Source organism: Verrucomicrobium sp. BvORR106 (assembly GCF_000739655.1).
GTDB lineage: Bacteria > Verrucomicrobiota > Verrucomicrobiia > Verrucomicrobiales > Verrucomicrobiaceae > Verrucomicrobium.
The window spans coordinates 1-25,185 of record NZ_BATR01000182.1 but is presented as its reverse complement, the minus strand read 5'-3'; the positions used below and the strand labels follow the sequence as shown (position 1 = coordinate 25,185).

19 protein-coding genes are annotated in these 25,185 nt (G+C 60.8%); 13 read left to right on the top strand and 6 right to left on the bottom strand.

The genetic code is table 11. The features are described from left to right. Window positions 1-39: 39 nt before the first annotated feature. Complete coding sequence (sucD, locus tag BV106_RS33035; RefSeq protein WP_038172138.1) at window positions 40-948, top strand: succinate--CoA ligase subunit alpha; 909 nt, start codon at window positions 40-42, stop codon at window positions 946-948. A 68-nt stretch (window positions 949-1,016) separates the two neighbouring features. Here the strand turns inward: sucD and BV106_RS33030 are convergent, their stop codons facing one another. After that, on the bottom strand, window positions 1,017-1,760 hold the full coding sequence (locus BV106_RS33030; protein ID WP_081892537.1) for a DUF2238 domain-containing protein: 744 nt from the start codon (window positions 1,758-1,760) through the stop codon (window positions 1,017-1,019). A gap of 55 nt (window positions 1,761-1,815) precedes the next feature. Beyond that, the gene (locus tag BV106_RS33025; protein WP_038172136.1) at window positions 1,816-3,069 is read right to left on the bottom strand and encodes a hypothetical protein; all 1,254 of its coding nucleotides are present in this window, start codon (window positions 3,067-3,069) and stop codon (window positions 1,816-1,818) included. Window positions 3,070-3,330: 261 nt separating this feature from the next. On the opposite strand from BV106_RS33025, the gene BV106_RS33020 reads away from it, so the two are divergent. The 6 genes from BV106_RS33020 (at window position 3,331) to metG (ending at window position 12,932) form a co-directional block, all read left to right on the top strand. Beyond that, entirely contained in the window at window positions 3,331-4,455 is a 1,125-nt protein-coding gene (locus BV106_RS33020; protein WP_038172133.1) for a citrate synthase, read from the top strand. 106 nt (window positions 4,456-4,561) lie between these two features. Then, complete coding sequence (locus BV106_RS33015) at window positions 4,562-5,212, top strand: NAD(P)H-dependent oxidoreductase (protein ID WP_038172131.1); 651 nt, start codon at window positions 4,562-4,564, stop codon at window positions 5,210-5,212. A 133-nt stretch (window positions 5,213-5,345) separates the two neighbouring features. Continuing rightward, window positions 5,346-9,221, top strand: coding sequence for a tetratricopeptide repeat protein (locus BV106_RS33010; RefSeq protein WP_265596337.1), 3,876 nt, complete (start codon window positions 5,346-5,348; stop codon window positions 9,219-9,221). Between the two features lie 110 nt (window positions 9,222-9,331). After that, window positions 9,332-10,888 (top strand): peptidyl-prolyl cis-trans isomerase, encoded by a 1,557-nt coding sequence (locus BV106_RS33005; protein WP_038172128.1) that lies wholly within the window; start codon window positions 9,332-9,334, stop codon window positions 10,886-10,888. Between the two features lie 34 nt (window positions 10,889-10,922). Continuing rightward, the gene (locus BV106_RS33000; protein ID WP_038172126.1) at window positions 10,923-11,279 is read left to right on the top strand and encodes a tetratricopeptide repeat protein; all 357 of its coding nucleotides are present in this window, start codon (window positions 10,923-10,925) and stop codon (window positions 11,277-11,279) included. Between the two features lie 69 nt (window positions 11,280-11,348). After that, window positions 11,349-12,932, top strand: coding sequence for a methionine--tRNA ligase (gene metG / locus BV106_RS32995; RefSeq protein WP_038172125.1), 1,584 nt, complete (start codon window positions 11,349-11,351; stop codon window positions 12,930-12,932). Between the two features lie 441 nt (window positions 12,933-13,373). Here metG and BV106_RS32990 read toward each other — a convergent pair whose 3' ends face one another. Beyond that, window positions 13,374-13,931, bottom strand: a complete 558-nt coding sequence (locus BV106_RS32990) for a YqgE/AlgH family protein (RefSeq protein WP_038172124.1) — start codon at window positions 13,929-13,931, stop codon at window positions 13,374-13,376. Between the two features lie 164 nt (window positions 13,932-14,095). Between BV106_RS32990 and trpD the strand changes: the two genes are divergently transcribed. Continuing rightward, window positions 14,096-15,133: an anthranilate phosphoribosyltransferase gene (trpD, locus tag BV106_RS32985; protein ID WP_038172123.1), complete on the top strand. Its 1,038-nt coding sequence runs from the start codon at window positions 14,096-14,098 to the stop codon at window positions 15,131-15,133. A 74-nt stretch (window positions 15,134-15,207) separates the two neighbouring features. Here trpD and BV106_RS32980 read toward each other — a convergent pair whose 3' ends face one another. From BV106_RS32980 to BV106_RS32970, 3 genes are all read right to left on the bottom strand, one after another. Beyond that, a complete protein-coding gene (locus BV106_RS32980; RefSeq protein ID WP_265596336.1) occupies window positions 15,208-16,551 on the bottom strand; it encodes a Gfo/Idh/MocA family oxidoreductase in 1,344 nt (447 codons plus the stop codon). A gap of 119 nt (window positions 16,552-16,670) precedes the next feature. Further along, window positions 16,671-18,125: a DNRLRE domain-containing protein gene (locus tag BV106_RS32975; RefSeq protein ID WP_051946809.1), complete on the bottom strand. Its 1,455-nt coding sequence runs from the start codon at window positions 18,123-18,125 to the stop codon at window positions 16,671-16,673. Beyond that, window positions 18,122-18,688 carry a sigma-70 family RNA polymerase sigma factor gene (locus tag BV106_RS32970; protein ID WP_051946806.1) on the bottom strand — a complete coding sequence of 189 codons (567 nt, stop codon included), beginning with the start codon at window positions 18,686-18,688 and terminating at the stop codon, window positions 18,122-18,124. Before BV106_RS32970 ends, BV106_RS32975 begins: the two co-directional genes overlap by 4 nt. A 131-nt stretch (window positions 18,689-18,819) precedes the next feature. On the opposite strand from BV106_RS32970, the gene BV106_RS32965 reads away from it, so the two are divergent. From BV106_RS32965 to BV106_RS32945, 5 genes are all read left to right on the top strand, one after another. Continuing rightward, the gene (locus BV106_RS32965) at window positions 18,820-21,681 is read left to right on the top strand and encodes a DUF1549 domain-containing protein (RefSeq protein ID WP_038172119.1); all 2,862 of its coding nucleotides are present in this window, start codon (window positions 18,820-18,822) and stop codon (window positions 21,679-21,681) included. A gap of 20 nt (window positions 21,682-21,701) precedes the next feature. Further along, a complete protein-coding gene (locus BV106_RS32960; protein ID WP_081892534.1) occupies window positions 21,702-23,123 on the top strand; it encodes a DUF1501 domain-containing protein in 1,422 nt (473 codons plus the stop codon). Between the two features lie 137 nt (window positions 23,124-23,260). Further along, window positions 23,261-23,815 carry an RNA polymerase sigma factor gene (locus tag BV106_RS32955; RefSeq protein ID WP_038172117.1) on the top strand — a complete coding sequence of 185 codons (555 nt, stop codon included), beginning with the start codon at window positions 23,261-23,263 and terminating at the stop codon, window positions 23,813-23,815. Continuing rightward, entirely contained in the window at window positions 23,812-24,414 is a 603-nt protein-coding gene (locus BV106_RS32950; protein WP_038172116.1) for a hypothetical protein, read from the top strand. Before BV106_RS32955 ends, BV106_RS32950 begins: the two co-directional genes overlap by 4 nt. After that, the coding region (locus BV106_RS32945; protein ID WP_038172115.1) for a hypothetical protein at window positions 24,411-25,185 on the top strand (775 nt) is incomplete at its 3' end. The genes BV106_RS32950 and BV106_RS32945, both read left to right, overlap by 4 nt.

Sequence of the window (25,185 nt, the reverse complement as noted above, 5' to 3'; positions counted from 1 at the left end):
CGCGGCCTTATCCCTTGACCCTTTTCCCTTATCCCTCTCATGTCTATCTTAGTCGATCCCTCCACCCGCATTCTCGTCCAGGGCATCACTGGCGACTTTGGTTCACGTCACGCGAAAGCCTCGCTCGACTATGGCACTCAACTCGTGGCCGGGGTGACCCCAGGCAAGGGTGGTCAGACGTTTGACCACGGCACGCACAAGGTGCCCGTTTATGACACCGTTGATGAAGCGGTGAAGCAGAGCGGGGCGACCGTGAGCGTGATCTTTGTGCCGCCGCCCTTCGCTGCGGAAGCTATTCTGGAAGGTGTGGACGCAGGCCTCGATCTCGTGGTGTGCATCACCGAAGGCATCCCGGTCAATGACATGATCAAGGTGAAGTCCGTCATGCAGGGCAGCAAGACCCGCCTGATTGGCCCGAACTGCCCTGGTCTGGTGACTCCCGGTACCGGCGATAAATCCTACGGTGGTTGCCGCATCGGCATCGCTCCGGGCTACATCCACAAGCGCGGCAACATCGGCGTGGTTTCCCGCTCCGGCACCCTTACCTATGAGGCGGTCTGGCAGTTGACCACCCGTGGCTACGGCCAGAGCACCTGCGTCGGCATCGGTGGTGACCCGGTCAATGGGACCTCCCACCTCGACGTGCTGAAGCTCTTCAACGAAGATCCAGAGACCGAAGGCATCATCATGATCGGTGAAATCGGCGGTACGGCCGAGGCTGAGGCCGCCCGCTGGGCCAAGGAGAATTGCAAAAAGCCGATTGCCGGCTTCATCGCCGGAGCCACCGCTCCTCCCGGACGCCGCATGGGCCACGCTGGTGCCATCGTGGGTGGCGCGGATGACACCGCTGCCGCCAAGAAGAAGATCCTGGCTGAGTGTGGCATCGCCGTCTCCGACTCTCCTGCGGACATGGCCGTGACTCTGCTCCGGGCCATGGGGAAGCTGTAATTAAGGTTGGGTGTTAAGGGTTAGAAGTTATGAGGGAATCGCCGGTGAATTGGCTTCTCTCATAACTCTTAACTTCTAACGCCCTTTCCCTTCACCCGCAGACTCTCCGCCCACTCGCGGGCGAAGTCGCGGTGATACCGCCAGTTGATGAAGGCGGTGACGGTCATGGCGATCAGGGCTCCCAAAGCTGCCAGTGCCATGTCCTTGTGGGCATCCCAAGGATCCCCTTGGGTGCCCAAATAAGCCGCTCCGAGGTCTCCGCCGAAGACTTCTGCCGCGGCCCACTCGATGAGTTCAAACAAGGCGGAGGTGGACAGGGTGAGGTCCAGGGGAAGAAAATACCCCCAGAAGCCGCGGGCGTTGGCGAGGGAGAGGAAGATCTCGCGGATCGGGTAAGCCAGGAGAAATCCGTACATGAAATGGATCACGCGGTCGAAGTTGTTCCGCTGCCAACCCAGGACTTCGTTGAGTGAGAAGCCGAACGTGTTCTGGAAAAAGGCATCATACGGCACCTTCGCGTAAGTGTAGTGAGCCCCCAGTTCGTGCAGGCAAAGGAAGATGCAGACCAGCGTCCAGGAGAGACGGGAGAATGGGAGCTTCCGGTAAACCGCGTAGAGCACCGGAATGGCGACCAGGACCAGAGCATTCTCCAGCAGCCAGTCGTGACGGTAATGCGGGCCCCATCCGGAAAGCAGGATCGCCAGTAAAAAGATCCCGGCCAGCCGGAGGACGTGCCGGCGATGCTTCCGGTTGGCGGCGAGGGCCGCGCTCCCGTTTTTGGAGGGCAGTGGTGTGGCCACGTTTCCTGCCATGGAGCTAGGATGGCAGGAGGCGGGACCCGGCGTCAAGCTGTCAATTGACCGGCGGTTATCTGGAGGAAACGGATGGGGTGGCTCCAGCGGGAGTGTCTTGGAGTTTCAGGGCTTCAGCCTGCAGATCGAAGAAGACCGACTGCAGCGCCTGTCGTTTCATGGCGGCGGCCCGTTCCAGTCCGGCGGAACCAAACCGCCCCAACTGAAGTTTATGGAAAGCCGCCGTGAGGGCCGGGGTGGCCCGTTCGGTGACGGCTTGGTCCAGCAAGGCGGCGAGTGCTTTCTCCTGCGAGGGCGTGAACACTTCCATCCTCGCGACAAAGACTCGCTTCACCTTCGTTGGCGTCGGCGACAGCTTCAGGGGAAGCACGGTGTTGACCCAGCTCTCCGGCAGCAGCGCCAGGACACGGGTGCCAGGCTCCTTGAACCACGCCTCTTTCCAGGTGGCAACCATGGCGGCCGCTTCGGCGGGTGAGAGGCCAGCGGTAGTGAGTTCCTGTTTCACGGCCTCCGCCAGTGACTGGGCGGCTTCATCCACGGAGGTGGTGGGGCGTTCAATCGCCAGGGCGGGGGAGTCCTTCGGAGCCACTGGCAGAGGGTCCAATTTGCGCCACGAGGCCTGGTTGTTCTCTACCCGTAGTATGAACGCTCCCTTGATGGGCTCAGAGTACGTGTTGAACAGCCTCAGATTGGTATCCGAGGGTGCGGTGACGAGCAGGGGGATTCTCAAGTCCGCAGCACCACGATAGAAGATGAACTTGTCTGCCTGCGTCGAGCCGGTGGGGTAGGTGGAGCGGACAATCCAGGCGTCAGGCACCTCCCGGGCGTGAGCATAGTGATCGCCCCGGCCGCGAGGCGCGGGGGGAATCTGGGCAAGCGCCGTCTTGTCATCCGGAGGCAGCAGCTCAAACCGCCACTCCACTGGGGTCGCAAGGTTGACTGGCTCGCCCGTCTTCGCGGTGAGGGCGAAAGGGAACGCTGCGGGATAGGGGAACCACTCGGTGATCCGGCCGCTCTCCATGGTCACGCTGGCCGTGGCCTTCATGGGAGCCTGAGGATAAAAGTACAACACCGGCGTCTCCATGCGCAGCAGAGTGCCTGCTACGCTTTTGCCCTGGAAGGGGTTGTTCCCGACGAAGATTGGTAACCCAGCGAGATCTGCCGAGGGTTGGTACCATTGGAGAGGCGCGCCGTCTGATCCCGCGACTTGGGTCATCGTTCCCCACTCATGGACGTAGTAGTTTTCGGCCGACAAGGCGATGGCATTTGCCGCGATGACTGCCACCAGGGTCAAGATCGAGGTTTTCATGATCCTATCGTAGTCTTTGCCGGGGAATCAGGGGAAATCGGAAATTGTAAGAAGAATGTCTGTAGAGGCCGCCGTATGCTTCAGGTTTGCCAAGGTGAAAGTTGGGGGAATAAGAGCAAATCGGGGCTCGGATGGCGCGGTTTTCGCTTGAGTGAAATCCGCCCCGCAGTTAACACAATCCTGACGTGACCGCGCTTGGATCAGGATCTCCAAGCGGAGGCATCATGGGCATACTTTTTCAACGTTCACCAACTCTCTGTCATGGCTGTCGTATCAAAAGGTCTCGAAGGTGTGGTTGCTGCGGAAACGCGGCTCGGCGAAGTGAAGGGTGCGGAAGGCATCCTGTTTTATTGCGGGTACGACATCAATGAGCTGGCTGGCAAAGTCTCATACGAGGAAGTGGTGTACCTCCTCTGGCACCAACGCCTGCCCAACCGGACAGAGCTGGACGCGCTGACCACCGCCCTCCGTGCGGAGCGTGAGTTGCCCCAGGGCGTGATCGATTTCCTCGTTCATGCTCCAAAGTCGGCCAAGCCCATCGACATCATGCGCACCGCCGTGTCCATGCTGGGCTGTTATGACACTCAGCGCCATGACCTGAACATGGGGGCGGAACTCGCCACCGCCATCAAGCTCGTTTCCCAAATCGGGATTGTCGCCGCCTACTTCCATCGCTCCCGCCAGGGCCTGTCCCTGCCGCCCGTGCGCAAGGATCTCGGGGAAGCTGCACATTTCCTTTATCTCATCACCGGTGAAGTGCCCAGCAAGGAAGCTGAGCAGACGCTCGATGTAGCTTACGTGCTGCATGCGGAGCACGGCTTCAATGCCAGCACCTTCACTGCCCGTGTGGTCGCCTCCACGCTCTCAGACATGTTCTCGGCGATCAGCGCTGCGATCGGTGCCCTCAAGGGTGCCCTTCATGGCGGCGCCAACGAAGGCGTCATTCACATGCTCGAAGAAATCGGCGAAGTGGACAAGGTGGACGCCTGGGTGGATGATGCACTCGCTCAGAAGAAGAAGATCATGGGAATCGGCCACCGTGTGTACAAGGTGCTGGATCCCCGTGCGCCTCACCTCAAGGAGATGGCGATCAAGCTCAGCGACCAGTTGGGTGAGCCCAAGTGGATCCAGATGTCCGAGCGCATCGCTACCATCATGCGTGACCAGAAGGGGCTCAATGCCAACGTGGACTTCTACAGCGCTACCGTGTACTACAGCCTCGGCATCCCGACGGACCTGTTCACGCCCATCTTCGCCATCTCCCGTATGAGCGGCTGGACCGCACACGTGCTGGAGCAGTGGTCTGAAAACCGCCTGTTCCGTCCGTTGAGCGAGTACGTGGGCAAAGCCTACGGTCAGAAAGTGCTTCCCATTGACGAGCGCTAGGACGCGATGGATGTAGAGCCCTTGGACTTGGATTGTCCGGGGCATTTTGAATCAAAGGGCCCGGAATTGATCTGGGCCCTTTCTTTTTTGTTTCGTATCCCCGTTCATGACTCCAATTACTCCCGCATCCATCATCGAGGCCCTTCAGTGGCGCTATGCCACCAAGATGTTTGATGCCTCCAAAAAGATCCCGGCTGAGACTTGGGCCGTTCTGGAGGAGTCGCTGGTGCTCACCCCTTCTTCCTACGGGCTGCAGCCGTGGAAGTTTCTGGTGATCACGGATCCGGTGGTACGGGAGGCTCTGGTCCCGCACGCGTGGCGTCAGCGCCAGGTGGCGGACGCGTCCCACCTCGTGGTGATGGCGGTGCGCAACGGGTATGCGGAAGCGGATGTGGACGCGAACATCTTCCGCATGGCGGAGGTGCGGGGCGGCACCCCGGACGCGCTCATGGGCTTTAGAAACATGGTCATGAAAACCTTGGTGAACGGGATGTCACAGGAGGATCTCATGCATTGGGCCAAATGTCAGGCCTACATCGCGCTGGGCCAGTTCATGGCGGCGGCTGCACTTCTGGGCATCGACACCTGCCCCATGGAAGGTTTTGTCCCGGCCAAGATGGACGAGGCGCTGGGGCTTTCCGCCCGTGGCTACACCACGGCCGTGCTCTGCCCGGCAGGCTATCGCTCTGAGGATGATCGTTACGCCTACCTTCCCAAGGTGAGGTTTGCGGCCAGAGATGTGATCGAGCACATTTGAACCCCATGGCGTTTTAGGGTAAAAAAGTCCTTGGATTCCCGGCGGAATCCACAAAATTCAAGGGACCGGGTGGCATTCCGCTTGATAGACAAGCGGAGGGCGGCAGTTTATGATCCCGACTTCTATCCTCATCATGCGCACTTATCTTTCCCTTATATTGTGCTTGCTGGCCATGAGCCCGCTTGCCGCCATGGCGCAAAGCGGTGGTGGTGAGGCCGGGGAGCTCTACTTCAAGGGCTACATGCTGAAAAACGAGGCGGAGAAGCTGGAGCAGTCGAATGATCTGGCTGGTGCTCAAGCAAAATACGAAGAAGCCAGGCAACTGGTCGCCAAGGTTTCACAGAATTTTCCACAATGGCAGCCGGAAGTGGTGACCTATCGCCTCAAGGCGATTGAGCAGTCTCTGGAGCAACTTTCCGCCAAGCTCGGCGGAGCTAGGCCTGCTGCTGCCGTAGCGGCCGCGCCGAAGGCTCCGGCCCCGGCCAGCCCCAAGACGGTTTCGCCTGGAGCAGCGGGAACCAGCGGTGTGTCCCGTCCTCCAGTTGGTGAAATCTCGCCTACCGTGCCTCCGGGCAATATGGCAGTGGAAGACCTCACCAAGCAGTACCTCGCCCTACAGCGCAAGAACGCGGAGATGGCGGCCCAGATCAAGGCTTACGACGAGAGCTACAACGCCACCCTTCAGGAAAAGAACCGCGCCCAGCAGGAGAAAATGCTGCTGGAGCGCCAGATGAAGGACCTCAATGAGAAGGTCGAGTCTCTGAGCCAGGCGACCAAGACCCGCGACACGACCTCCAAGGCGGAACTCGAGAAGGCTCGCAATGAAGTGAAGATGGTTTCAGACCTTCTGGAGAAGACCACAAATCAACTCACAGAGTCCACCAAGGTGATGGACTCCCTTCTGAAAGAGAAAGAGTCTCTTCAGGACACCCAGCGTCGTCTGGAAAACGAGATCGACGTCATCAAGAAGGACAAGCCTGAGGAGTTCAAGAAGCTGCTGGCTGACAAGGACACTGCCCAGAAGAAGTTGGAGGCAGATCTTGCCGAGGCCCGCAAAGGCGCGCAGGAAGCGCTCGATCTCCGCAAGACCATTGCGGAAAAGGAAGCCGCTCAGAAGAATCTGGAAGGCGAGATCGAGACGCTCAAAGTGGAGTTGACCAGCGCCAAGAGCGGAACGCCCATGTCCGCCCAGCTCAAGAAAAACGTCACAGAGAAGGAGACGCTCCAGAAGCAACTGGAGTCTGAGCTCGCTGATGCCAAGCTGAAGGCCAGAGAATACGACGATCTGAAGAAGACGGTGGCGGAGAAGGACGTCGCCCAGCGCCGTCTGGAAAGCGAGCTCGCCGCGGCCCGCCGCGACGCCATGTTGTCGGATGAACTCAAGAAGACTCTCGCGGAAAAGGATCTTGAACGTCAGAAACTGGAAAACGATCTGGCACGGGTGGAAGTGGATCTGGCCGAGGCGAAGAAGGGGGTAGTGATGTCTGCCGAGCTGCGCCGGACGATCGCGGAGAAGGAAGCGCTTCAGAAGAAGTTGGAAACCGAACTCGCTGACGCAAAGAAGTTTGCCCAGGAAGTGGACGAGCTGAAGGCTTCGATCACCACCAAAGATGCGGCGAGCAAGAAGCTGGAAACGGAGCTGGCCACCGTGAAGTCGGATCTGGAATCTGCCCGCAAGGATCTGACCACGGCCAAGGCGGATGCCGCTGGTGCCTCCGCGCTGCGCAAGACCATCAAGGAGAAGGAAGCTCTCCAGACCAAGTTGGAAGGGGAGCTCGCTTCAGCCAAGAAGACCGCCCAGGAAGTGCCCGGTCTGAAGTCCTCCATTGAAGAGAAGGATGAGGCCAGTGAGAAACTCACGGCGGAACTGACCAAGCTGAAGGCTGACCTTGCCTCCGCTCGCAAAGAGCTCACCACCGCAAAGACCGATGCGGGGACAGCCTCGACGCTCCGGAAGTCCATCACCGAGAAAGAATCTGCCCAGAAGAAGCTGGAAGCAGACTTGGCGGTGGCCCAGAAGGGTGCCAAAGAGGCCGCGGAGCTGAAGAAGACGATCCTGGAGAAAGACGCCCTGCAATCCAAGCTGGAAGGGGATCTGGCCAAGCTGCGGGTGGAACTCGCTTCCGCGAACAGCACCGCGGTGAAGTCCACGGACCTTAAGAAGAGCATCGCCTCCATGGAGGCCACCCAGCAGAAACTGGAGGCTGAACTCACTGCGGCCAAGCAAGGCGCAGCTCAGGCTGAAGCGCTGCGCGTGGCCATGGTGGACAAGGACGCTCTTCAGAAGAAGCTAGAGGATGAGCTCACCCGCCTGGAGGCGGAACTCGTGGAAGCCCGTCGTGGGGCGGCGCTGGCGGAAGAGATGAAGCGAATGATCGTGGAGAAAGATGCCGCCCAGAAGAAGATGGAGGCCGACCTCGCCAAAGTTCGCTCGGATCTGGAGAACACCAAGAAGGAGAAATTCCAGTCCCAAGAGATGGCCAAACTATCCGCCGACAAGGAGGCTATGCGGTCCAAGCTGGAGTCGGACTTGGTCAAGATGGAGATCGATCTGGCCGCTGCCCGTCGCATGGCGCAGCAAGCTGACGAGCTCAAGAAGCAGCTCGCTGACAAAGAGGCTCTCTACAAGCAGCTTCAGCAAGAGCTGGCCGAGACCAAGCTGGAAGATTCCATCCGCAGTGACGACTTCCGCATGCAGCTGGCTGAGAAGGATGCCGCACACAAGAAGCTTGAGGCCGCCCTCGCCGCCGCCACCAAGGACGCCCCGAAGGCGGAAGACCTTCGTCGCCTCATGGTGGAGAACCAGCGACTGAAAGACCAGCTGGAAGAGGCTGCACTCCATGTCGCCAACCTCAAGGACGAAGGGCTGCGTAAGGACGCGGAAATCACCGCACTGAAGACCCAGGTCGCTAGCATCCAGGGGGAACTGGTGCGCCTTCGCCAGGAAAACACCGTTTACCAGACGCAGGTGGCTGACCTCACCGTCAAACTCAAAGAGCTGAGCCGGGAGCTGGATCAGCAGCCGAAGCGGCAGGTGGCTGGCACGGTGAGCCCTGGAGAGTCCGCCCGGTTGACCCAGGAGAACGAGATGCTTCGCAACATCATCATGCGTCAGTTGCGCCAGCAGGAGCGCCAGCGCCAGGCGAAGGAGATCGTCATTGGGGAGATGAAGAAGCTGGAAAACTCCTCCATCGCCCTCATGCAGAACCTGGAGGAGATGACGGCGGGCAAGATCATGGTCACTGTGGAAGAAGAGCCTCTCTTCAGCGAACCTCAGTTGAAAGAGATCTTTGCAGCCAGCGGGGTGAATGTGACGCTCGAGACCACCAGCGGCCGCTCCCCGGCTTCCTCCGCCACTGCCGCTGCCGCCCCGCGCCGGGTGCTTGCGTATGATGCCTCAGAGGAGGAGCGCCTCATGGCCCATGCAGAAGAAGTGCTCATCCGCAGTGACTATGCGGGTGCCGCCGTGGCCTACCAGGATGTGCTTCGCGCCAATCCCAAGAACATCACCGCGCTCACCAGTCTGGCCGGGATCCGCCTGCAGGAGGGCAAGTATGAAGAGGCAGAGGTCATGCTGCAGAAGTGCCTGGTGTATGACCCTGAGAACCCGGTGGCCTTCTACCGCCTGGGGGTGAGCTATTTCCAGCAGAGCCGGATGGACGAAGCCTATGCCATGTTCGCCAAGAGCGTGGAGAAGAGCAACGACAACGCCCGCTCCCGCCACTACATGGGCATCATTGCCACCAAGATGGGCAACCGCGCGAAGGCAGAAGCCGAGTTCAAGGGGGCACTGGCCATCGATCCTGGCTATGGCGATGCCCACTTCAACCTCGCGGTGCTTTACGCCACCTCCAATCCTCCCAACTGGTCGCTGGCCCGGCAGCATTACAAAAATGCCCTGGCCCGTGGGGTGAAGGCTGATCCCACCATGGACAAGCTGATGCGCGACACCCAAGCCCCCAATCCGGCGGTGCAGACCCGGGAAACCGCTGCCACCGCCCCCTATTAACGGCCTCTGGAGGGCATTTGACCTCTCCAAGCCTGCGCTTCGCTGTAAAAACTGATTGACCGTGACTGCGGGCGGCATTTCTTCGCCGCTCGCTCTACACCCCGCTTCCCATGCTCGAGTTTCTTCGCCGCCAGACCAAGCCTATCATGATCACGCTCGCCGCGATCATCATCATTGCATTCACCTTCTGGGGTGGGCAAACCAATCGGAAAGAGCCGGGAATGCATTCCGCTGAGGACACGGCCTTCACGCTCTATGGCAAGGAGCACACCTTCGCTGAGCAGTCCCGGCTGGAGCGTCTGTACCGTCTGGCTTACGGCATGGGGCTCTCGGCTCCCACCGGCCGTGGCGATTTCGCCAGCACTCTCGGCTTCGTGGTGCAAAAGTATCAGAGCGAGGGCTCGATTCCTGTGGACTTCGCGTTCAACCTCCTGGTGCTCCGTGAAGAGCTGGAGAAGAACGGCGTGCAGGCCACCAACGAGGAGGCTCGTGAAGCCTTCCGCAAGCTCCCCATCTTCCAGTCCAAGGAAGGTAACTTCGATGGCAACGTTGCAGAACAGTTCCAAAACAACATCGGTGCGCTGGGCCTGCGTGACACCGACGTGTTCGACGTGCTGCGTGACTGGATCGGTTTCCAGCGCCTGCATGAAATCGTGGCTGGCAACGCGGTGCTGAACAACAACGTCTCCAAGCAGCTCTACGCTTCCACGTTCCAGACCGTCAAAGCTGCTTCCATCCCCTTTGCCACCGACGACTTCAAGAAGGACGCGAAGCCGACGGATGAAGAAGTCGCCAAGTACTTCGAAGAGAAGAAGGATTCCTTCAAGACCGCACCCAAGCGCGCCATCTCCTATGTCCTGTTCGCAAAGCCGGATGTGGAGAAGCTCAATGCGGAAGACACAGTCAAGGCCCGCAACGAATACGCGGCCAAGGTGAATGACTTCGGTGCCGCAGCGATCGCTCCGGGAGCAAAGCTTGATGTGGCGGCCAAGAATGCCAAGGCAGAATTGAAGTCTGAGCCCCTCTTCACCATGGAGGCTCCTCCTGAGGCTCTCAAAGAAGAGTTCGGCCTGCTGACCGAGATCTTCCGCATCGACCCCAAGAACCGTCCGGTGAGCGATCCGGTGGAAGGTGCCAAGGGCTACTACTTCTTCAGCGTGACGCAGGAAGAGGAGCCGAAGCAGCAGGAGCTGGCAGAGGTGAAAGAGAAGATCACCGAGCTGCTCACTGCCCAGAAAGCCCAGGAACTGATGACGAAGGCCGCCAGTGAGGCCCGCAAGAAGCTCGAAGAAGCCACCAAGGGCGGCAAGAAGTTCGACGAGGCTGCCAAGGAGGCAAATCTGACTCCACAAGAGCTTCCCGAGTTCTCCCCGTCCAATCCGCTGATGGACCGGACAAACGGCCGTGAAATCGCTGCTGAGACCCGCACGACTCCCGCTGGCAGCTTCACAAAGCCCCTGCCAACCGAAAACGGCGTGTTGCTCGTGTACGTGATCTCGAAGGAACTTCGCAAGCGTGACGATGGTGCCACCACCAAGGCCAACATTGAAAAGTCTCTTGATGGCATGATGCAGGGCGACATCTTCCGCGCCTGGTTCCAGCGCCGCCGCGATGAAGCCAAGGAAAATGCCGAACCGCTTCAGCGTCGCCTTCTGGGTATCCAGTAATTGATGCGCGCGGCGTCAGCCGCCGCTTGTGAATATGAGTGATCACACTGAGCGCGACGCTCTCTACGATGAGGCCAGCGGCCTCGTCGCCATTGGGGAGATTGAGGGGGCCGTGGCCCTCTATCGCCGCTCGGTGGAGCTCGATCCGGCTTACTTTGACGGCTGGCATGCGCTGGGCATGGCCCTGTTGAAGTCCGGACAGGTCAAGGAGGCCATCGGTGCAGGACTGATGGCCACCACCCTCCACCCCAACGATCTCCTCGCCTGGACCGCCCTGTCGCAGATGTACGTGAAGGACGGCCAGATCGCCGAGGCGGAGGACGCCAAGGGCAAGGCGCGGATCTTGTCCCTGGGGGGAAAAGTCGTGCAGACTCCCAAAGACGGAGCGTAGCCGCCAGCGACCGTGGGGGGCGTTTTTCCCCATGACAGAGGCAGCTTTTTGCAGCATGGAAGGAGGTCCATGCCCAAGCCCTATTACATCACGACCGCCATTGACTACACCAATGCACCGCCGCACATCGGCCATGCTTATGAGAAGGTGTTGGCGGACGTCATGGCCCGCTTCCAGCGGTTGAACGGGCGTGAGGTGTTCTTCCTCACCGGGGTGGACCAGCATGGACAGAAGGTGAAGAAAAAGGCTGACGAAGCTGGCATCAGCCCCCAGGAGTTTGTGGATCAGATTTCCGGCAAGTTCATTGCGCTCTGGGAAAAGCTTGGAGTGCAGTATGATGGATGGGCGGCCACTACGGCAGAGCCCCACAAGAAGGTGGTGCGTGCCATGCTCCAGAAGCTGCTGGAGGCAGGCCAGCTCTACAAGCAGCCGTACAGCGGCTTCTACAGCGAGCGCCAGGAGCAGTTCCTCACCGACAAAGAGCGTGGGCCGGACGGCAATTTTGGGGAAGAGTGGGGTGTGGTGGTGGAGTATCAGGAGGAGAACTGGTACTTCAAACTCAGCGACCACGTGGACTGGCTCCGCGAGTTCATCAAGACGCACCCTGATTTCATCTTCCCGTCCTTCCGTGTGAACGACGTGCTCAACGCCTTGGAGAACTCCGTGGGGCAGGACCTTTGCATCTCCCGCCCGAGCAAGCGCATGAGCTGGGGCATCCCGCTGCCGTTCGATGAGAATTACGTGAACTACGTCTGGTTCGATGCCTTGACGAACTACATCAGCTTTGCCGGGTATCTGGCAGAGGAAGTGGGGAACACAGGATTGCCGAAGTTTGAGAACGTGTGGCCTGCGGATGCGCACGTCATCGGCAAGGACATTCTCAGGCCGGCGCATGCCATCTATTGGCCCATCATGCTGCATGCCCTTGGGTTCACCGATGAACAAATGCCGAAGCTCATTGTTCACGGCTGGTGGAACATCAAGGGTCAGAAGATGAGCAAGACGCTCGGGAACGTGGTTGACCCCAACGAGGTGGCGGATGTTTATACTCCGGAAGCTCTGCGTTATTATCTCATGAGGGACATGGCCACCGGCTATGATGCAGACCTCAGCGAGGAGCGCATCCAGATTGCCTACAACGAGCTCGCCAAGGGCCTTGGCAACCTCCTGAACCGGGCGCTCAACATGTCTCAGAAGTACCGCTCCGGCGCGCTCTCCACGGGGGGCGGTTATGACGATGAGATCAATCAGGCACTGCGCCAGACGGTGGCAGCGGCTCCGGCGGCGTATGTCGAGGAAATGAACAAGTGGGCCATCCACAACGGTATCGCCGAAGCGTGGAAGATCGTGACCCATGCCAACCAGTTTGTGGACCTGACCCAGCCTTTCAAGCTGGCCAAGGATCCAGAGCAGGCTGCCCGCCTGGACAGCGTGCTCTACCATCTGGCGGAGGCTCTGGCGCACGTGAGCATTCTGTTGAGCCCCATCATGCCCGAGGCTTGCAAGAAGCTTCAGGCCCAGCTGGGTTGGACGCCTGCCGAAGGGTTCCTGGTGACAGATCTCGCCTGGGGGCTCCTGAAGGAAGGGCATCAGCACGGGCAACCAGTGCCCCTGTTCCCGCGCATTGAGTTCGGGGAAGCGGAGGCCAAGTAGGGTATTGGGACCTAGATGCTGCTCTCCGACGGGGAGCAGCGCTGGGAAAGGGTGAAGGTCTCGGAGTCGAATCGGGCTGCGGGGCATTCGTTCTGTGGCCGCCTTTCTGGCACCGCTTTCAGGGTGCAGGGAACTTACGCTTTCACCAGGGGTATCGCTACGCTCAACCCTTGGCTACCGTCTGGAATGCCTTCGGCATGTTGGCGAGGTTGACCCGACACATAAGAACGCCCATGCGCAGTCAATATTCCGTACTCCCAGAGGCTTTTCCGAACATGCCGAAGGCATAGTAGATGGTAGCCAGGGGCTGGGCGAGTTATACGAGCCCTGCCCCTGGTTTCGCGGATATTTCATAGCACCCTGAAAGGGTGCCAGAGAAACGTCGCAACGGGCTGTTACTCCCTCGCCCCCTGGCGTCTGGGAAGGGAGGGAACCCCCGCCTCAGTTCAACGATGGATCCGCAGGCATGCGGGCCAGGAGCTTGTAGTAAGGTCCCAAGTCATCCAGCACCGTCGTCCATAGATCGGCAGACGGCTGGGCCGTCACGATCTTGGAGAGCGGGGCGCAGGTGATCCAGGAGTTCTGCTCCAGTTCCACTTCCAGCTGACCCTCGGACCAGCCGGAATAGCCGACGAAGCCCCGCACGGAGCGGCCTTTCTCAAGCTCCTTCATGGCTTGCTCCGTGGACAGGTGGGTCTGCATGCGCAACTCCCGTTTCTTGGAGTTCCAGTTGAAGGCGGCGAAGGAAAGTTTGTTGGTGCCCACAGGGCCGCCAAGGAAGACGGGAACTTCACCCAAACGGCCCAGATCCTTGTCCTCCAGGAGGTCGGCCACCCGCTTGTCCAGCGGGCGGTTCAGAATGTAGCCAAACGCTCCATCCTCGGTGTTGTGCGAGGCGAGTAGTAGGACCGTGTGAAAGAAATTGGGATCCCGTAATGCTGGCGAAGCCACCAGCAGCGAACCACTCAGAGACTCAGGCTTGCTGTCGTCGAGATTCATGATGGTATGACAGAAAAAGGTTGCCCTTGGGAAGCATAGTGTGCATTCACCGCCAAGGCAAGAGGCCTCCGGTAAATCTACATCAAGGATACGACTGTCAGAGATGACGTGAAGTTTGATGTTTGAGGCTTGAGCGCTCCTCCGCCCTGTCCCAGTATTCTTGCATGCAAGAACTGGAGAGACATCTGAAAGCCGGAAACGATTTGACGCCCGCCCAGGTGAGAGAAGCTGCAGCCTTCCTCCTTGATCCGGAGCCTGAAGCCACCTGCAAGGCGTCATTTCTGCGTACTCTGGCCCAGAAAGGGGAGAAGCCTGCTGAGATTGCCGGGTTTGTGAATGAGTTTTTGGAGCATGCCGTGTCTCCCGGAATCGATCCGGCCACGCTCTCCGGGCCGATGCTGGATGTCGTGGGCACGGGCGGGGATAAACTGAATCTTTTCAACGTGTCCAGCACGGCCATGTTCATCCTCGCCGCTGGCGGGGTCTCGATCGTCAAACACGGGAACCGTGGCATCACTGGGAAGAGTGGCGGAGCGGATGTGCTGGAGGCGCTGGGGGTCAAGATTGATCTTCCTCCCGCGGAGCTTGCCCGCTGTGTGAGGGAGGTGGGAATCGGCTTCGTCTTCGCCCAGCTCTATCATCCCGCGTTCAAGGCGGTGTTGGAGGCCCGGAAGCTCCTGGCGGCCGAGGGGCAGCGCAGCATCTTTAATATTCTGGGCCCCTTGTTGAATCCTGCGAGGCCTCCTTACCAACTGGTGGGGGTGTTTGATGAAAAACTGGTGCCAGTATTTGCAGAGATCCTGCAGCGGCTGGGTCGCAAGGCGGCTTGGGTGGTCTATGGGCGGACGGAGGATGGCCGCGGCATGGACGAGATCTCCACGCTGGGCTCCAACACGATCGCCAAGGTTGAGAATGGGACCATCAGTCACTTCGAGATGACTGCCGCGGACTATGGCTTCCCCAAGGGCAATCTGAATGATCTGGAAGGGGGCGTCGCGTCAGAGAACGCGAACGTGCTGGAGGGCGTGCTTGCCGGGACCATCAAGGGGGCCCGCAGGGATCTCGCGGTGCTCAACGCCGCTGCAGGTTTTGTCATTGTCGGGAAGGCTGCCGACCTTAAACAAGGTCGTGCCATGGCTGAGGAGATCCTCGATCGTGGGGCCGCTCACGCCAAGCTGCGGGCGCTTCACGATTGGATGTAGGGAGAGAGGGGAAAGGGAGGGGGACAAGGGATCAGCGGATCGGGAGGGCAGGTGTCCCGAATACCAACACCGTATTATCCCAGGCCCTCCACTTTCCAGCCGTCCCGGTAGGCGCGCTTGATGTGGCCGTTCAGTTCCGGGTGATGGGGCACTGACATGCTGGGGCGATCCCACTCCAGCCACTGCCCGGGGATATGTTCGGCGAGGGTGCCCACCAGCACGGTCTCGGTGAGCCGGGCGGCATGCGCGAAGTTGGAGCAGGACTTCCGGTTCTGGAAAATGGCATCCACCCAGTCGTAGTAGTGGTCCTTGCGGCCGAAGTCTTTCGGATAGTTCTCTGCAGGGTAGCTGCTCTCCGGCATCAGGAAGGGGCGGACGGTGTAGGGCTTGAAAATGGACCCCTTAGTTCCGATCCAGAGCCCGCCGGAAACGGGAAACTTGGTCATGCCCTGAGGCAACGGAATGCGGGAGGTGTCAGGGGGCAAATCTCCATCGGTCCAGGATAGTTTCAGTGTGTCGCCGTCAATCAGGTCGTTGGCGGCCTGCCCGCCGAACTCGAACTCCACCCGGCGATGCTTTGCCCACAATCCCTCGCCAGACTCGCCGGTGGCGGTCTGTCGGACACGGGTGGGGGGCAGCAGGTTGAGTCCGTCCACCGTGCTGTCGAAGTGGTGGCAACCCATGTCGCCCAGTTCTCCGACGCCGAAGTCGCGCCACGCGCGCCACACCTGGGGGTGGTAGGTGCCTTCGTGATACGGGCGTGGCTCGCGAACCCCCACCCAGGCATCCCAGTCCAGCTCTTGCGGGATGGCATCGGGGCGCTTCCGGAGGTTGGTATTGGCTGGCCACCAGTTGAGCGGCTTGTTCTCCCACAAGATCACTTCTTTGATCGGGCCGACTGCCTTTGTGTGCAGCAGCTCAACCATCATGCGGCTTTCAATCGAGGAGCGCCCTTGATTGCCCAGTTGGGTGACAACGCCCGCTTTTGCAGCCTCCCTCGCGATCTCCCGGCACTCATGGACGGTCGGGGCCAGGGGTTTCTGGAGATAGACGTGCTTCTTGGCCCGCAAAGCCAGGACGGCCATCGGGGCGTGCATATGGTCGGGCGTACCGATGGTGACCGCGTCAAACTTGTCCGCGTGGTTGGTGAGCAGATCCCGCCAATCGCGAAACTTCCTGGCCTTTGGAAACTCGCGAGCCCCCTGGGCAAGGTGGCGCGCATCCACATCGCACAGTGCAACAATCTGGACCTTGCCATGGGTGGAGACGCTCCGCATGGTATTGCCGCCCATCCGCGCTACGCCAATGGAAGCGACCTGCAGTTGGGAATTGGGGGCTGCGCACTGGACAACAGCAGGGAATCCCAGAGGACTGAGGGCGGTGGCTGTAGCTTTGCTGAGAAAGCGGCGGCGGTTCATCGGTTCTCCCAAACGCGTGAACCTCATCCGTACTCACATAATCGCCGGAAATACAACGGTATAGTGGAGGAACCCTCCACCTTTGGCTAATCCAGTCGATTGAGCCGGTGAAAAATGGGTCAGGGTTCCGTCAGCTTCAGCGCCAGGGTGGGGGGCGGCAGGTGGGGATGTCTGGAGGAAGCCATGCCGTGCACCAGGCCATTGTCATTGATCTCAATCGTCTTGCGGAAGATCATCAGCGTCGCCTGACCATTGGGATCATCCCGGAGAAAGTCGCGCAATGCCTCGCTCTGGAGGGTGAACTCACCCTTCTGAACGCCGCGCGGCACCGTGAAGCTTCCCAGCAATCGGGCAGCAGAGAGATCAACGGCATTGCCCTTGGTCACATTGGCCGGGGCGCTGGCCCAGGGCAGGTCGTTGGGATCCCAGTTTTCCAGCTCTTCTTTCGTGATGCCATACACCTCGAATTCGCAGTCGGGTACGGCAGAAGCCAGCCCCCAGCCAGTGGGTTCAAAGGTCAGAATGAGCTCGGCCGTGGTGATCTTTTCGCGCGGCACAGTGGAGAGGTCAAAACCCAGGTACGCCTTCCGGCGGGGGCCGCTCTTTTGCTCAGAGGATTTCACCAGCAACTGGGTGTTGGACGTGTGCTCATTGATGACGGAGGCGGTGTACCCGTCTTTGCCGCGTCCATCGCGCGTGGAGATCAGCCTCCACCCGCTGCCTCGCTCGAGGACCGTGGCGGGCTGGGCCGACCAGCGCTCTTCCACTGGGCCCGGGCTCACGGGATCCAAGTGGTCTCCCTCCACCCTGTTCTTCTGCCCGGTGCGCAGTTGTACGACTTTGTCCGTGGTGGGGTGCTCCACCTCCACCAGTCCCTCGAACACATGGGTGCGTGTGGCTCCCGTATCAGACTCAACGTTGACGGCAAACCGGGTGCCATGATCGATGACCCGGGCGGAGGGCGTCACGATCCTGAAACCGTGTGCCGACTCCGGCACATCCGCGACCGCAGTGCCCGCCACAAGATTGGCATTCATGGCGTCCTCGATCTCAAACACGGCCGGGGACTCTAATGTCACGGTGGCTCCGGAGTCGAACTTCACGGTCGCCAATCCCTCTTCCAATCGGAATTTTCCTTTTGCCAGGCGGGAGCCGACGGCCGTAGGCAGGCTGCCTCCGCCCCAGGTGGCGGCATCGGCGTGCACCAGGGTGGCAAAGGTAGCGGGTTGGGCCGTTTGCTTGCCGATGAGCAGGCCTGCGGCCAGGGCGGTCAGGGTCACGCTCGCGGCCAGGGCCATGGGCAGCCACAGTGAACGCTTCGGCTTTGGGAGCGTGCCCGCAGGGGGATGCACTCCTTCGCGGAACTGTTCAACGCCATCGGTTGCCGGGGCTTCCTGTGCCACATGATTCCAATGGAGCACGGCGTGGTCGCGCAGCATGTCCGCGACGATCCGACGGGATTCACCGCCGGCCTCAATGGCAGCCTCCAGAGCCTCACGCTGAGGCGCGGTGAGCTGACCCTCGATGTGGGCATGCACGAGGTCCGCCAGTTTTTGAAGGTCGGCGTCAGTCATGGGGTCTGAGTTTGAGTCTGGCTGGTGCGTTCCACGCATTGATAGAGGTTCTGCCGCAACCGGCTGAGCAGGCGGTAGACGGCGGTCTCCGTGCGTTCCACGGCGCGGGCGATCCGGTCGATCGAGGCCTCGTCGCGGTAGCGCATCTGGATGATGTTACGATGGTCGGCATTGAGTTTGGCCAGGCACTGGGCCAGAGCCTGCTCGCGGGCCACCCAGCGCCCTTCGGTCGTGGCGGATTCCGCTTCATCGCTGAGCAATTCCAGCGCGCGTTCGCCAATGGCCTCCGTGTTTTCCTTTTTCACCCGGCGTCGATGGGCGATCACCTGGTGGAAAAGGATCTTTCTGGCCCAGGCCGGGAAGTTCGTTCCGAGTTCGAAGCGGTCAAAGCACCGCCACATCACCACCTTCCCTTCCTGGAGAATGTCCTGCGCGTCCTGCGCTGCCGGTACCAGGCCAGTCACGTACAGCGCGAGCTGCCGGTCATGCTGGGTCAGCAGCCGCAGGAAGGCCTCGGTCCGGTCTTCGGGCGGCGTGGGGTTGGGTGTGGAGGGAGTGCTCATGACAGCGGGCGCGACTACTGGAACAAGGCATAATTCGACCTCATTGGACATGGGAGATTTTTATCCTGTTGGGAGATCCAGAAGAAAAAGAGGTGTCCAATGCGTAGTGGTTTTGCCTTTTTCAGCAAATCATGCGCTCGAATTGCTACATTCGCGTTCTTGGACCAGGCATCCTGGTGGCGTTGCTGTCCGCATCTCCTGCCGCCTCGGCGGATTCGGGAGGCACCACTTTCTTCGAGAATGAGGTGCGCCCCCTGTTGGTGAAGCACTGCTACGAATGTCACTCGCAGGAATCTGGCAAAGCCAAAGGCGGGCTCCTGCTGGACCGCCGTGAAGGCTGGGCCACGGGCGGGGATGCGGGGCCGGCGGTGGTGCCTGGCAAGGTGGCGGAGAGCCTCCTGATCACCTCGGTGCGGTACGAGAAGGCTGATCTGCAGATGCCTCCCAAGTCACGCCTCAGTGCCGCAGAGGTGGCCGTGCTGGAGCGGTGGGTGGCCATGGGCGCTCCCGATCCGCGAGGGGACTCGCTCGCGGCCGCTACGCAAAAGAAGCAGATCGACTTCGCTGCAGCCCGCCAGACGTGGGCCTATCGCGAGCATCAGTCGGCACCCGTGCCTCTGCCTGACGTGAAAAACACCGACTGGCCCCGGGAAGAGATGGACCGCTTTGTCCTGGCCCGTCTGGAGGCAGCGGAGCATCAACCAGCCCCTGATGCGCCTGCCCGGGCTCTGGTGCGCCGGTTGTACTATGATCTGACGGGGCTCCCTCCCTCCCCGGCGGAGGCGGATGCCTTTGTTGATTCCATGAACCGAGAAGGGGAGTCGGCCTTGACGACACTGGTGGACCGGTTGCTCGCCAGCGCGTCGTTTGGTGAGACCTGGGGGCGGCACTGGCTGGATCTCGCGCGGTATGCGGACTCCAACGGGGGAGATCGCAACTACACCTACTATCAGGCCTGGCGGTATCGCAACTATGTCATCGATGCCTTCAATGCCGACAAGCCCTTCTACACCTTCGTCAAAGAGCAGCTCGCAGGAGACCTGCTGCCCTGGAGCACAGATGCCCAGCGGCGGGAGCAGCTGGTCGCCAGCACCTTCCTGACTCTGGGGCCCAAGATGCTCACCGAGCGTGACAAGGAGAAGATCCGGCTTGATGTCGCCGACGAGCAGATCGACACGGTCGGCCGCGCCTTCCTCGGTCTGACCCTCGGCTGTGCCCGGTGTCATGACCACAAGTTTGATCCCGTGAGCCAGCAGGACTACTACGCGCTGGCGGGCATCTTCCGCTCCACCCAGGTGGTGATGGGGACCCGCAACGGATGTGTCAATGTGGCCAGTTGGGTGGAGCTTCCGCTGCCTGTGCCTGAACCCCAACGCGGTGAGTTGGAACAGCAGGTGACCCGGCTGGAGCTGATCATGCGGCTGAAGGTGGAGAAGGACTTCAAACAGAAATCCGGCGGCAAGAAGACGCTGGATGACCTGCCGCTGGCGGGTGTGGTGTATGATGAGGCCGACGCGGAGCTCACGGGGGCATGGAAGAGCTCGACCCTTTCGCCCAAGCGGTTCGGGGAAACTTACATCCATGACGACCGTCAGGAGAAGGGCGGCAGACAGGCGCTGTTCCGCGGCAGCCTGCCAGAGAGCGGCGTGTATGAAGTACGGGTGGCCTACAGTCCGGGCGGGAACCGCAGCCGGTCGGTGCCGGTCACGGTGGAGGCGGGGGATGGGGTTCATGAAATCACACTCGACCAGACCAAGGAACCCGCCGTGGCCGGGCTGTTCCAGCCGGTGGGCCGGTTTGAGTTCAAGAAAGGCGCCCGGGCCAATGTGATGCTCAGCAACCGGGGCACCAGTGGCTATGTCATGGTGGACGCGGTGCAGTTCGTCGCCGTCAAGGACATTGAGCGGGAGGCGGAAGTGCTGGCGATGAGCGGGGGCGGCACCGATCCGCTCTTCAAGATGTCGGCCGGGGAGCTGTCCAAGGCGCTGACGAAGCAGATCGACGAACTCAAAGATGCCGAGCTCGCCATGGCCCCTCGCGATGCGGAGGATGCGGGCGATTGCCACCTGCGTATCCGTGGGGAGGTGGCGCAACGCGGGCCACTGGTGAAGCGAAACTTCCCGCAAGTGCTGCATTCCGGGCCGCCGCCGGTCATTCCTGCTGGTGCCAGTGGCCGGCTGGAGCTGGCCAACTGGATCACCGGGCCACAAAACGGCCTGCTGGACCGGGTGATGGTGAACCGCCTCTGGGCGCAACTTTTCCGACGGGGTATCGTGGGCACCGTGGACAACTTTGGCATCCAAGGGGAGACACCGACGCATCCAGAGCTTCTGGAGCATCTGGCCCAGCAGTTCCGCGCCAGTGGGGGTTCCATGAAAGCACTCATCCGTGAGATGGTACTCAGCCGCACCTACCGGCTTGCGGCAGCCCCAGAATCGAAGCTGGCCGCAGTGGATCCCGAGAACCGCTTCTTTGGCCGGCATCAGCCACGACGCTTGTCGGCGGAGGAACTCCGGGACAGCCTGCTTTTGTTGGGAGGGCGGCTCAGTCTGGAAAGGGGCAATGCCACGGCCAGCTCTTACGGTGAGGATCTCGACGGGAAGGTGGATGCCACCAAGCTCCCGGTTCGCAGTGTGTATCTGCCGATGGCCAGGAACAATCTGGCAGCTGATCTGGAGGTGTTTGATGCCGCCAATCCCGAGGTGACCGTGGGGGAACGAGCCACCACCACCGTGCCCACCCAGGCGCTTTACCTGTTGAACAGTGAGGTGCTCCAGGCCCAGGCCAGGGAACTGGGAGCCGGTGCCTACCTTCATGATAACCCAGATGCCGTGAAGCATCTGTACCGGAGCGTGCTTGGTCGCGTTCCCCATCCTGCGGAGCTGCAACGTGCCGTGGCCTTCATCAACGATGGCGGCTCGGACCGCGAACAAGCTCTGGCAGATCTCGCTCACATCCTGCTCGCCTCCACGGAGTTTCTCTTCCTCGATTGAATCCCTGCGCCCTTCCTGTCATGAATTCTGTCTCTGCCTGCCATCGATTTGATGCCCCCACCTTCAGCCGCCGCACGGCGTTGAAGACGGCCGCTTGCGGTTTTGGCTCGCTGGCTTTTTCCAGTCTGGCTTCAGCCGCAGCAGCGGGCGCATCTGGAGCACTGCCCATCGGTCTGCACCATGCGCCGCGGGCCCGGCGGGTGATTTTCCTGTTCATGCATGGGGGACCTTCACAGGTAGACACGTTTGATTACAAGCCCCGGTTGCAGGCCGATGACGGGAAGCGTCTTCCCTTTGCCCCGGCGGACAACCTGGACCCTGCGGCCGCCAGCCAGGCCAAGCTTATGGGCTCCCCCTGGGCCTTCCAGCAACACGGTCAGTCGGGGCTGTGGTGCAGTGAGTTGTTTCCTAATGTCGCGCAACACATGGATGACCTGTGCGTGATCCGCTCCATGCAGAGCAAGGGGCAGTCACATGGTCAGGCGGTGTGCATGATGCACACGGGTGCGGACAACTTTGTCCGGCCCTCGCTTGGTTCCTGGGTGAGCTACGGTCTCGGGACGGAGAACGCCAACCTGCCCGCCTTCGTCAGCATCAGTCCCCCGGCCGGTCATGGTGGTCCGCGGAACTACGGCTCCGCATTCCTCCCGGCAGCGCACCAGGGCACGACGGTGGGGCGAAGTGGAAAGCTGGGCAAGGAGGCGACCTTTCGTTTCCTCGATTCCGGTTCCACTCCGGAGCGACAGCACCGCAAACTGGAACTGCTGCAGGCCATGAACCGGGAGAATCTGGAGCGCACCCGACTGGCTCCGGTGGAAGGGATGATCGCGTCCATGGAGCTGGCGTTTCGCATGCAGCAGGAGGCCCCGGAAGTGATGAACCTTGATGGCGAGCCCGAGCACATCAAAGACCTGTATGGCATCGGCAAGGAACCCACGGACAACTATGGCCGTCAGTGCCTGCTGGCGCGTCGTTTTGCGGAGGCCGGGGTCCGCTTCATCCAGGTGTCCACGGGCTACACCTGGGACCAGCACTCCGGGCTGGTGAAGGGGCATGAGAGCAATTGCGCCCGGGTGGACCGGCCGATCGCGGGGCTGCTGGCGGACCTTAAGCAGCGGGGGTTGCTGGAAGACACGCTGGTGGTTTGGGGCGGAGAGTTTGGTCGCACGCCCATTGTGCAAGGGGTGAATGGCCGGGATCATAATCCGCAAGGATTCACCATGTGGCTCGCCGGGGGTGGCGTGAAGAGCGGCCACGTTCATGGAGAGACGGACGAGTTTGGCTACTACGCGGTCAAGGACAAGGTCCACATGCATGATCTGCACGCCACCCTGCTGCATCTCATGGGGATTGATCACGAGCGCCTGACCTACCGCTACGCTGGCCGCGACTTCCGCCTGACGGACGTGTACGGTCACGTAGTCCGCGAGATTTTTGCCTGACCGCTGGCATTGAAGGGGAAGCCTCCGGGGTGGGGAAAAACTGTGCTCGCGACCGGCGAGAAGGGATTTTTGCGATTTCCCTTCAAAAGGCCAAGGATCGGGAAGGAGAATGCGTCTTGAGGTTATTCTTTACGCGCATGTTCCCTCTCGATGAAATCGAACTTTCAGATTCCCTCCTGGTGGAGCGCGCCCGTCGTGGTGAGAAGGACGGCTTCGAGAGCCTGTTCGACCGGTATTACGAGCGGATCCGCCAGTACGCCTACCGGATCGTCCTGGAGCATCACGCGGCAGATGACGTGGCGCAGGAGACCTTCATCCGCGCGGCACGCAAGCTTCCGGGCCTGGAGGAAGGTGTGGCTTTTCTTTCCTGGCTCTTCACCATTGCCTCCAATGTGGCGCGCGACTACCTCCGCCGCCAGCAGTCCCAGCGGGCCAGAACCTTTGCCGCTTATCAGGAGCACAGCGGGGGAGATCGTTCGCTGGAAGGTGAGGAGGCTTCCACGGACAGGCAGTCCCGGCTGCTCAGGGCCATGCAGGCGCTCTCCCCACGCCAGCGAGAGGCGGTGGCCCTGGTTTATTTTGAAAACTGCAACCATGCCGAAGCCGCCAGACGGGCGGGATGTGCTGAGTCCACCATCTCCTGGCGGGTCTTCCTGGCCAAACGAACCCTCAAAAAGTTACTGACCCCATGAGCAACCAAGATGAATGGATGAAAGAGGTGGTGGCCGGGGTCCATGCGGCTCCGGCCGACCCCAAGGTGAAGCGTGAGGCACGTCGGCGGGCGCTGGCGGCCTTGGGGGATGACCGGCCTGAGCCTGCCCGGAATGTGCCGGTGCAGGCGTGGATGTTGATCTCCACCGTCACCGTGGCGGTCGCCCTGGTGGTGCTGGCAGCGGATGCCCTGTTGTTTCATGAATCGAAGTCTGGTCCGGCAGGCCGCCCCCAGCTTTTGACGGAGATGGAGAAGCTCTTCCCCCGGCAGCTGGACGCAGTGATCCGTGATGGTGACAAGGTGGATGTGGAGTTGCTGGAGAGCCCGAGGGACACGGCCGCGGACCAGCGCATCCTGGTCACCCTACATGACAAGGGACGCAAGATTGAGGTGTTCACCTACAGTGGTCACGAGGTCTGCCTCGACAGGGCGGGGGCGCATGTATGCTTTACCCCGCTGCTCACCGGGGATGGCGCCGTGCTGGTGGTGACGGATGGGATGGTGATGCAGTCCCCAGATGAGGCGACGCTGGCGGGTTTCCATTGGTCTGCTCAATCTCTGCCGGAGGTGGCGTCATGAATCTGATGCCCTTGGTGTTCTGGGCGGGGTGCATTGCCCCTTTGCTGGGCGCGCCTGACTCAGGCCTTGTGAAACTGCTGGCGGTGGACGGTCCGCTGGGGCGTGATGCTAAGGTGTGCCTGGAGAAATTCATCGAACCCAAGATGGTCATCCCCATGACCTTCCTCGCGCCTGCTGGTGCGAGGCCCGATCTCAGGGCAAATGTGTATCTGGACGGTGGCGAATTCGGTGCCTTGCTGCTGGAGAATCTCCCCTTCCAGCTGACCAAGCAGCCTGGGCATCCTGCGTTGCTGGAAGGTGACTTCTCGTTTTCGCTCCCAGAAGACGTCAAGGGGGGGCGGATCAGACTCGTGATTCGTTCAGGTCAGCCCGGCAGCCCGGTTGATCCGGGAGAGGTGCGCGTACAGCTCGTAGATCGGAATAAAGTCAGGAAGAGCCTGCAGGCCCACGACCAGGCCCAGCGATCCCTTGCGGTGTTCGGGCGTGTCTCGGGGCTCCGGGAGATGCTGAAGGAGTGGAGAATCCCTTTTGAGGATCTGGGGCTGGATCTGCCTGAACGTGTGTCCAAGGGCGTGCTGGCAGTAGGCGATGGGGAAGGCGTATTCCGCATGCCAGAGATTCACGAGAAGGCCGCCTTGATCCTGGTGAGGAACTCCCAGGATGAGCCTGAGGGGATCAAGGAAATCAAGTCAGAGAACCATGTGACCATCCTCGCCAACCGGCGGCAGGCGTGGGAGTGGCGGCAGGAGCCGGTACTGCAAAAGCTGATCA

What these genes read in the sequence shown, in the direction of transcription:
- BV106_RS33020 (WP_038172133.1), top strand. Translation starts at nt 3,331, where the DNA reads ATGGCTGTCGTATCAAAAGGTCTCGAAGGTGTGGTTGCTGCGGAAACG.
- BV106_RS33000 (WP_038172126.1), top strand. Translation starts at nt 10,923, where the DNA reads ATGAGTGATCACACTGAGCGCGACGCTCTCTACGATGAGGCCAGCGGC.
- sucD (WP_038172138.1), top strand. Translation starts at nt 40, where the DNA reads ATGTCTATCTTAGTCGATCCCTCCACCCGCATTCTCGTCCAGGGCATC.
- BV106_RS33025 (WP_038172136.1), bottom strand. Translation starts at nt 3,069, where the DNA reads ATGAAAACCTCGATCTTGACCCTGGTGGCAGTCATCGCGGCAAATGCC.
- BV106_RS32965 (WP_038172119.1), top strand. Translation starts at nt 18,820, where the DNA reads ATGCGCTCGAATTGCTACATTCGCGTTCTTGGACCAGGCATCCTGGTG.
- BV106_RS32955 (WP_038172117.1), top strand. Translation starts at nt 23,261, where the DNA reads ATGTTCCCTCTCGATGAAATCGAACTTTCAGATTCCCTCCTGGTGGAG.
- BV106_RS33030 (WP_081892537.1), bottom strand. Translation starts at nt 1,760, where the DNA reads ATGGCAGGAAACGTGGCCACACCACTGCCCTCCAAAAACGGGAGCGCG.
- BV106_RS33010 (WP_265596337.1), top strand. Translation starts at nt 5,346, where the DNA reads ATGCGCACTTATCTTTCCCTTATATTGTGCTTGCTGGCCATGAGCCCG.
- metG (WP_038172125.1), top strand. Translation starts at nt 11,349, where the DNA reads ATGCCCAAGCCCTATTACATCACGACCGCCATTGACTACACCAATGCA.
- BV106_RS32990 (WP_038172124.1), bottom strand. Translation starts at nt 13,931, where the DNA reads ATGAATCTCGACGACAGCAAGCCTGAGTCTCTGAGTGGTTCGCTGCTG.
- trpD (WP_038172123.1), top strand. Translation starts at nt 14,096, where the DNA reads ATGCAAGAACTGGAGAGACATCTGAAAGCCGGAAACGATTTGACGCCC.
- BV106_RS32950 (WP_038172116.1), top strand. Translation starts at nt 23,812, where the DNA reads ATGAGCAACCAAGATGAATGGATGAAAGAGGTGGTGGCCGGGGTCCAT.
- BV106_RS33005 (WP_038172128.1), top strand. Translation starts at nt 9,332, where the DNA reads ATGCTCGAGTTTCTTCGCCGCCAGACCAAGCCTATCATGATCACGCTC.
- BV106_RS32980 (WP_265596336.1), bottom strand. Translation starts at nt 16,551, where the DNA reads ATGAACCGCCGCCGCTTTCTCAGCAAAGCTACAGCCACCGCCCTCAGT.
- BV106_RS32975 (WP_051946809.1), bottom strand. Translation starts at nt 18,125, where the DNA reads ATGACTGACGCCGACCTTCAAAAACTGGCGGACCTCGTGCATGCCCAC.
- BV106_RS32970 (WP_051946806.1), bottom strand. Translation starts at nt 18,688, where the DNA reads ATGAGCACTCCCTCCACACCCAACCCCACGCCGCCCGAAGACCGGACC.
- BV106_RS32960 (WP_081892534.1), top strand. Translation starts at nt 21,702, where the DNA reads ATGAATTCTGTCTCTGCCTGCCATCGATTTGATGCCCCCACCTTCAGC.
- BV106_RS33015 (WP_038172131.1), top strand. Translation starts at nt 4,562, where the DNA reads ATGACTCCAATTACTCCCGCATCCATCATCGAGGCCCTTCAGTGGCGC.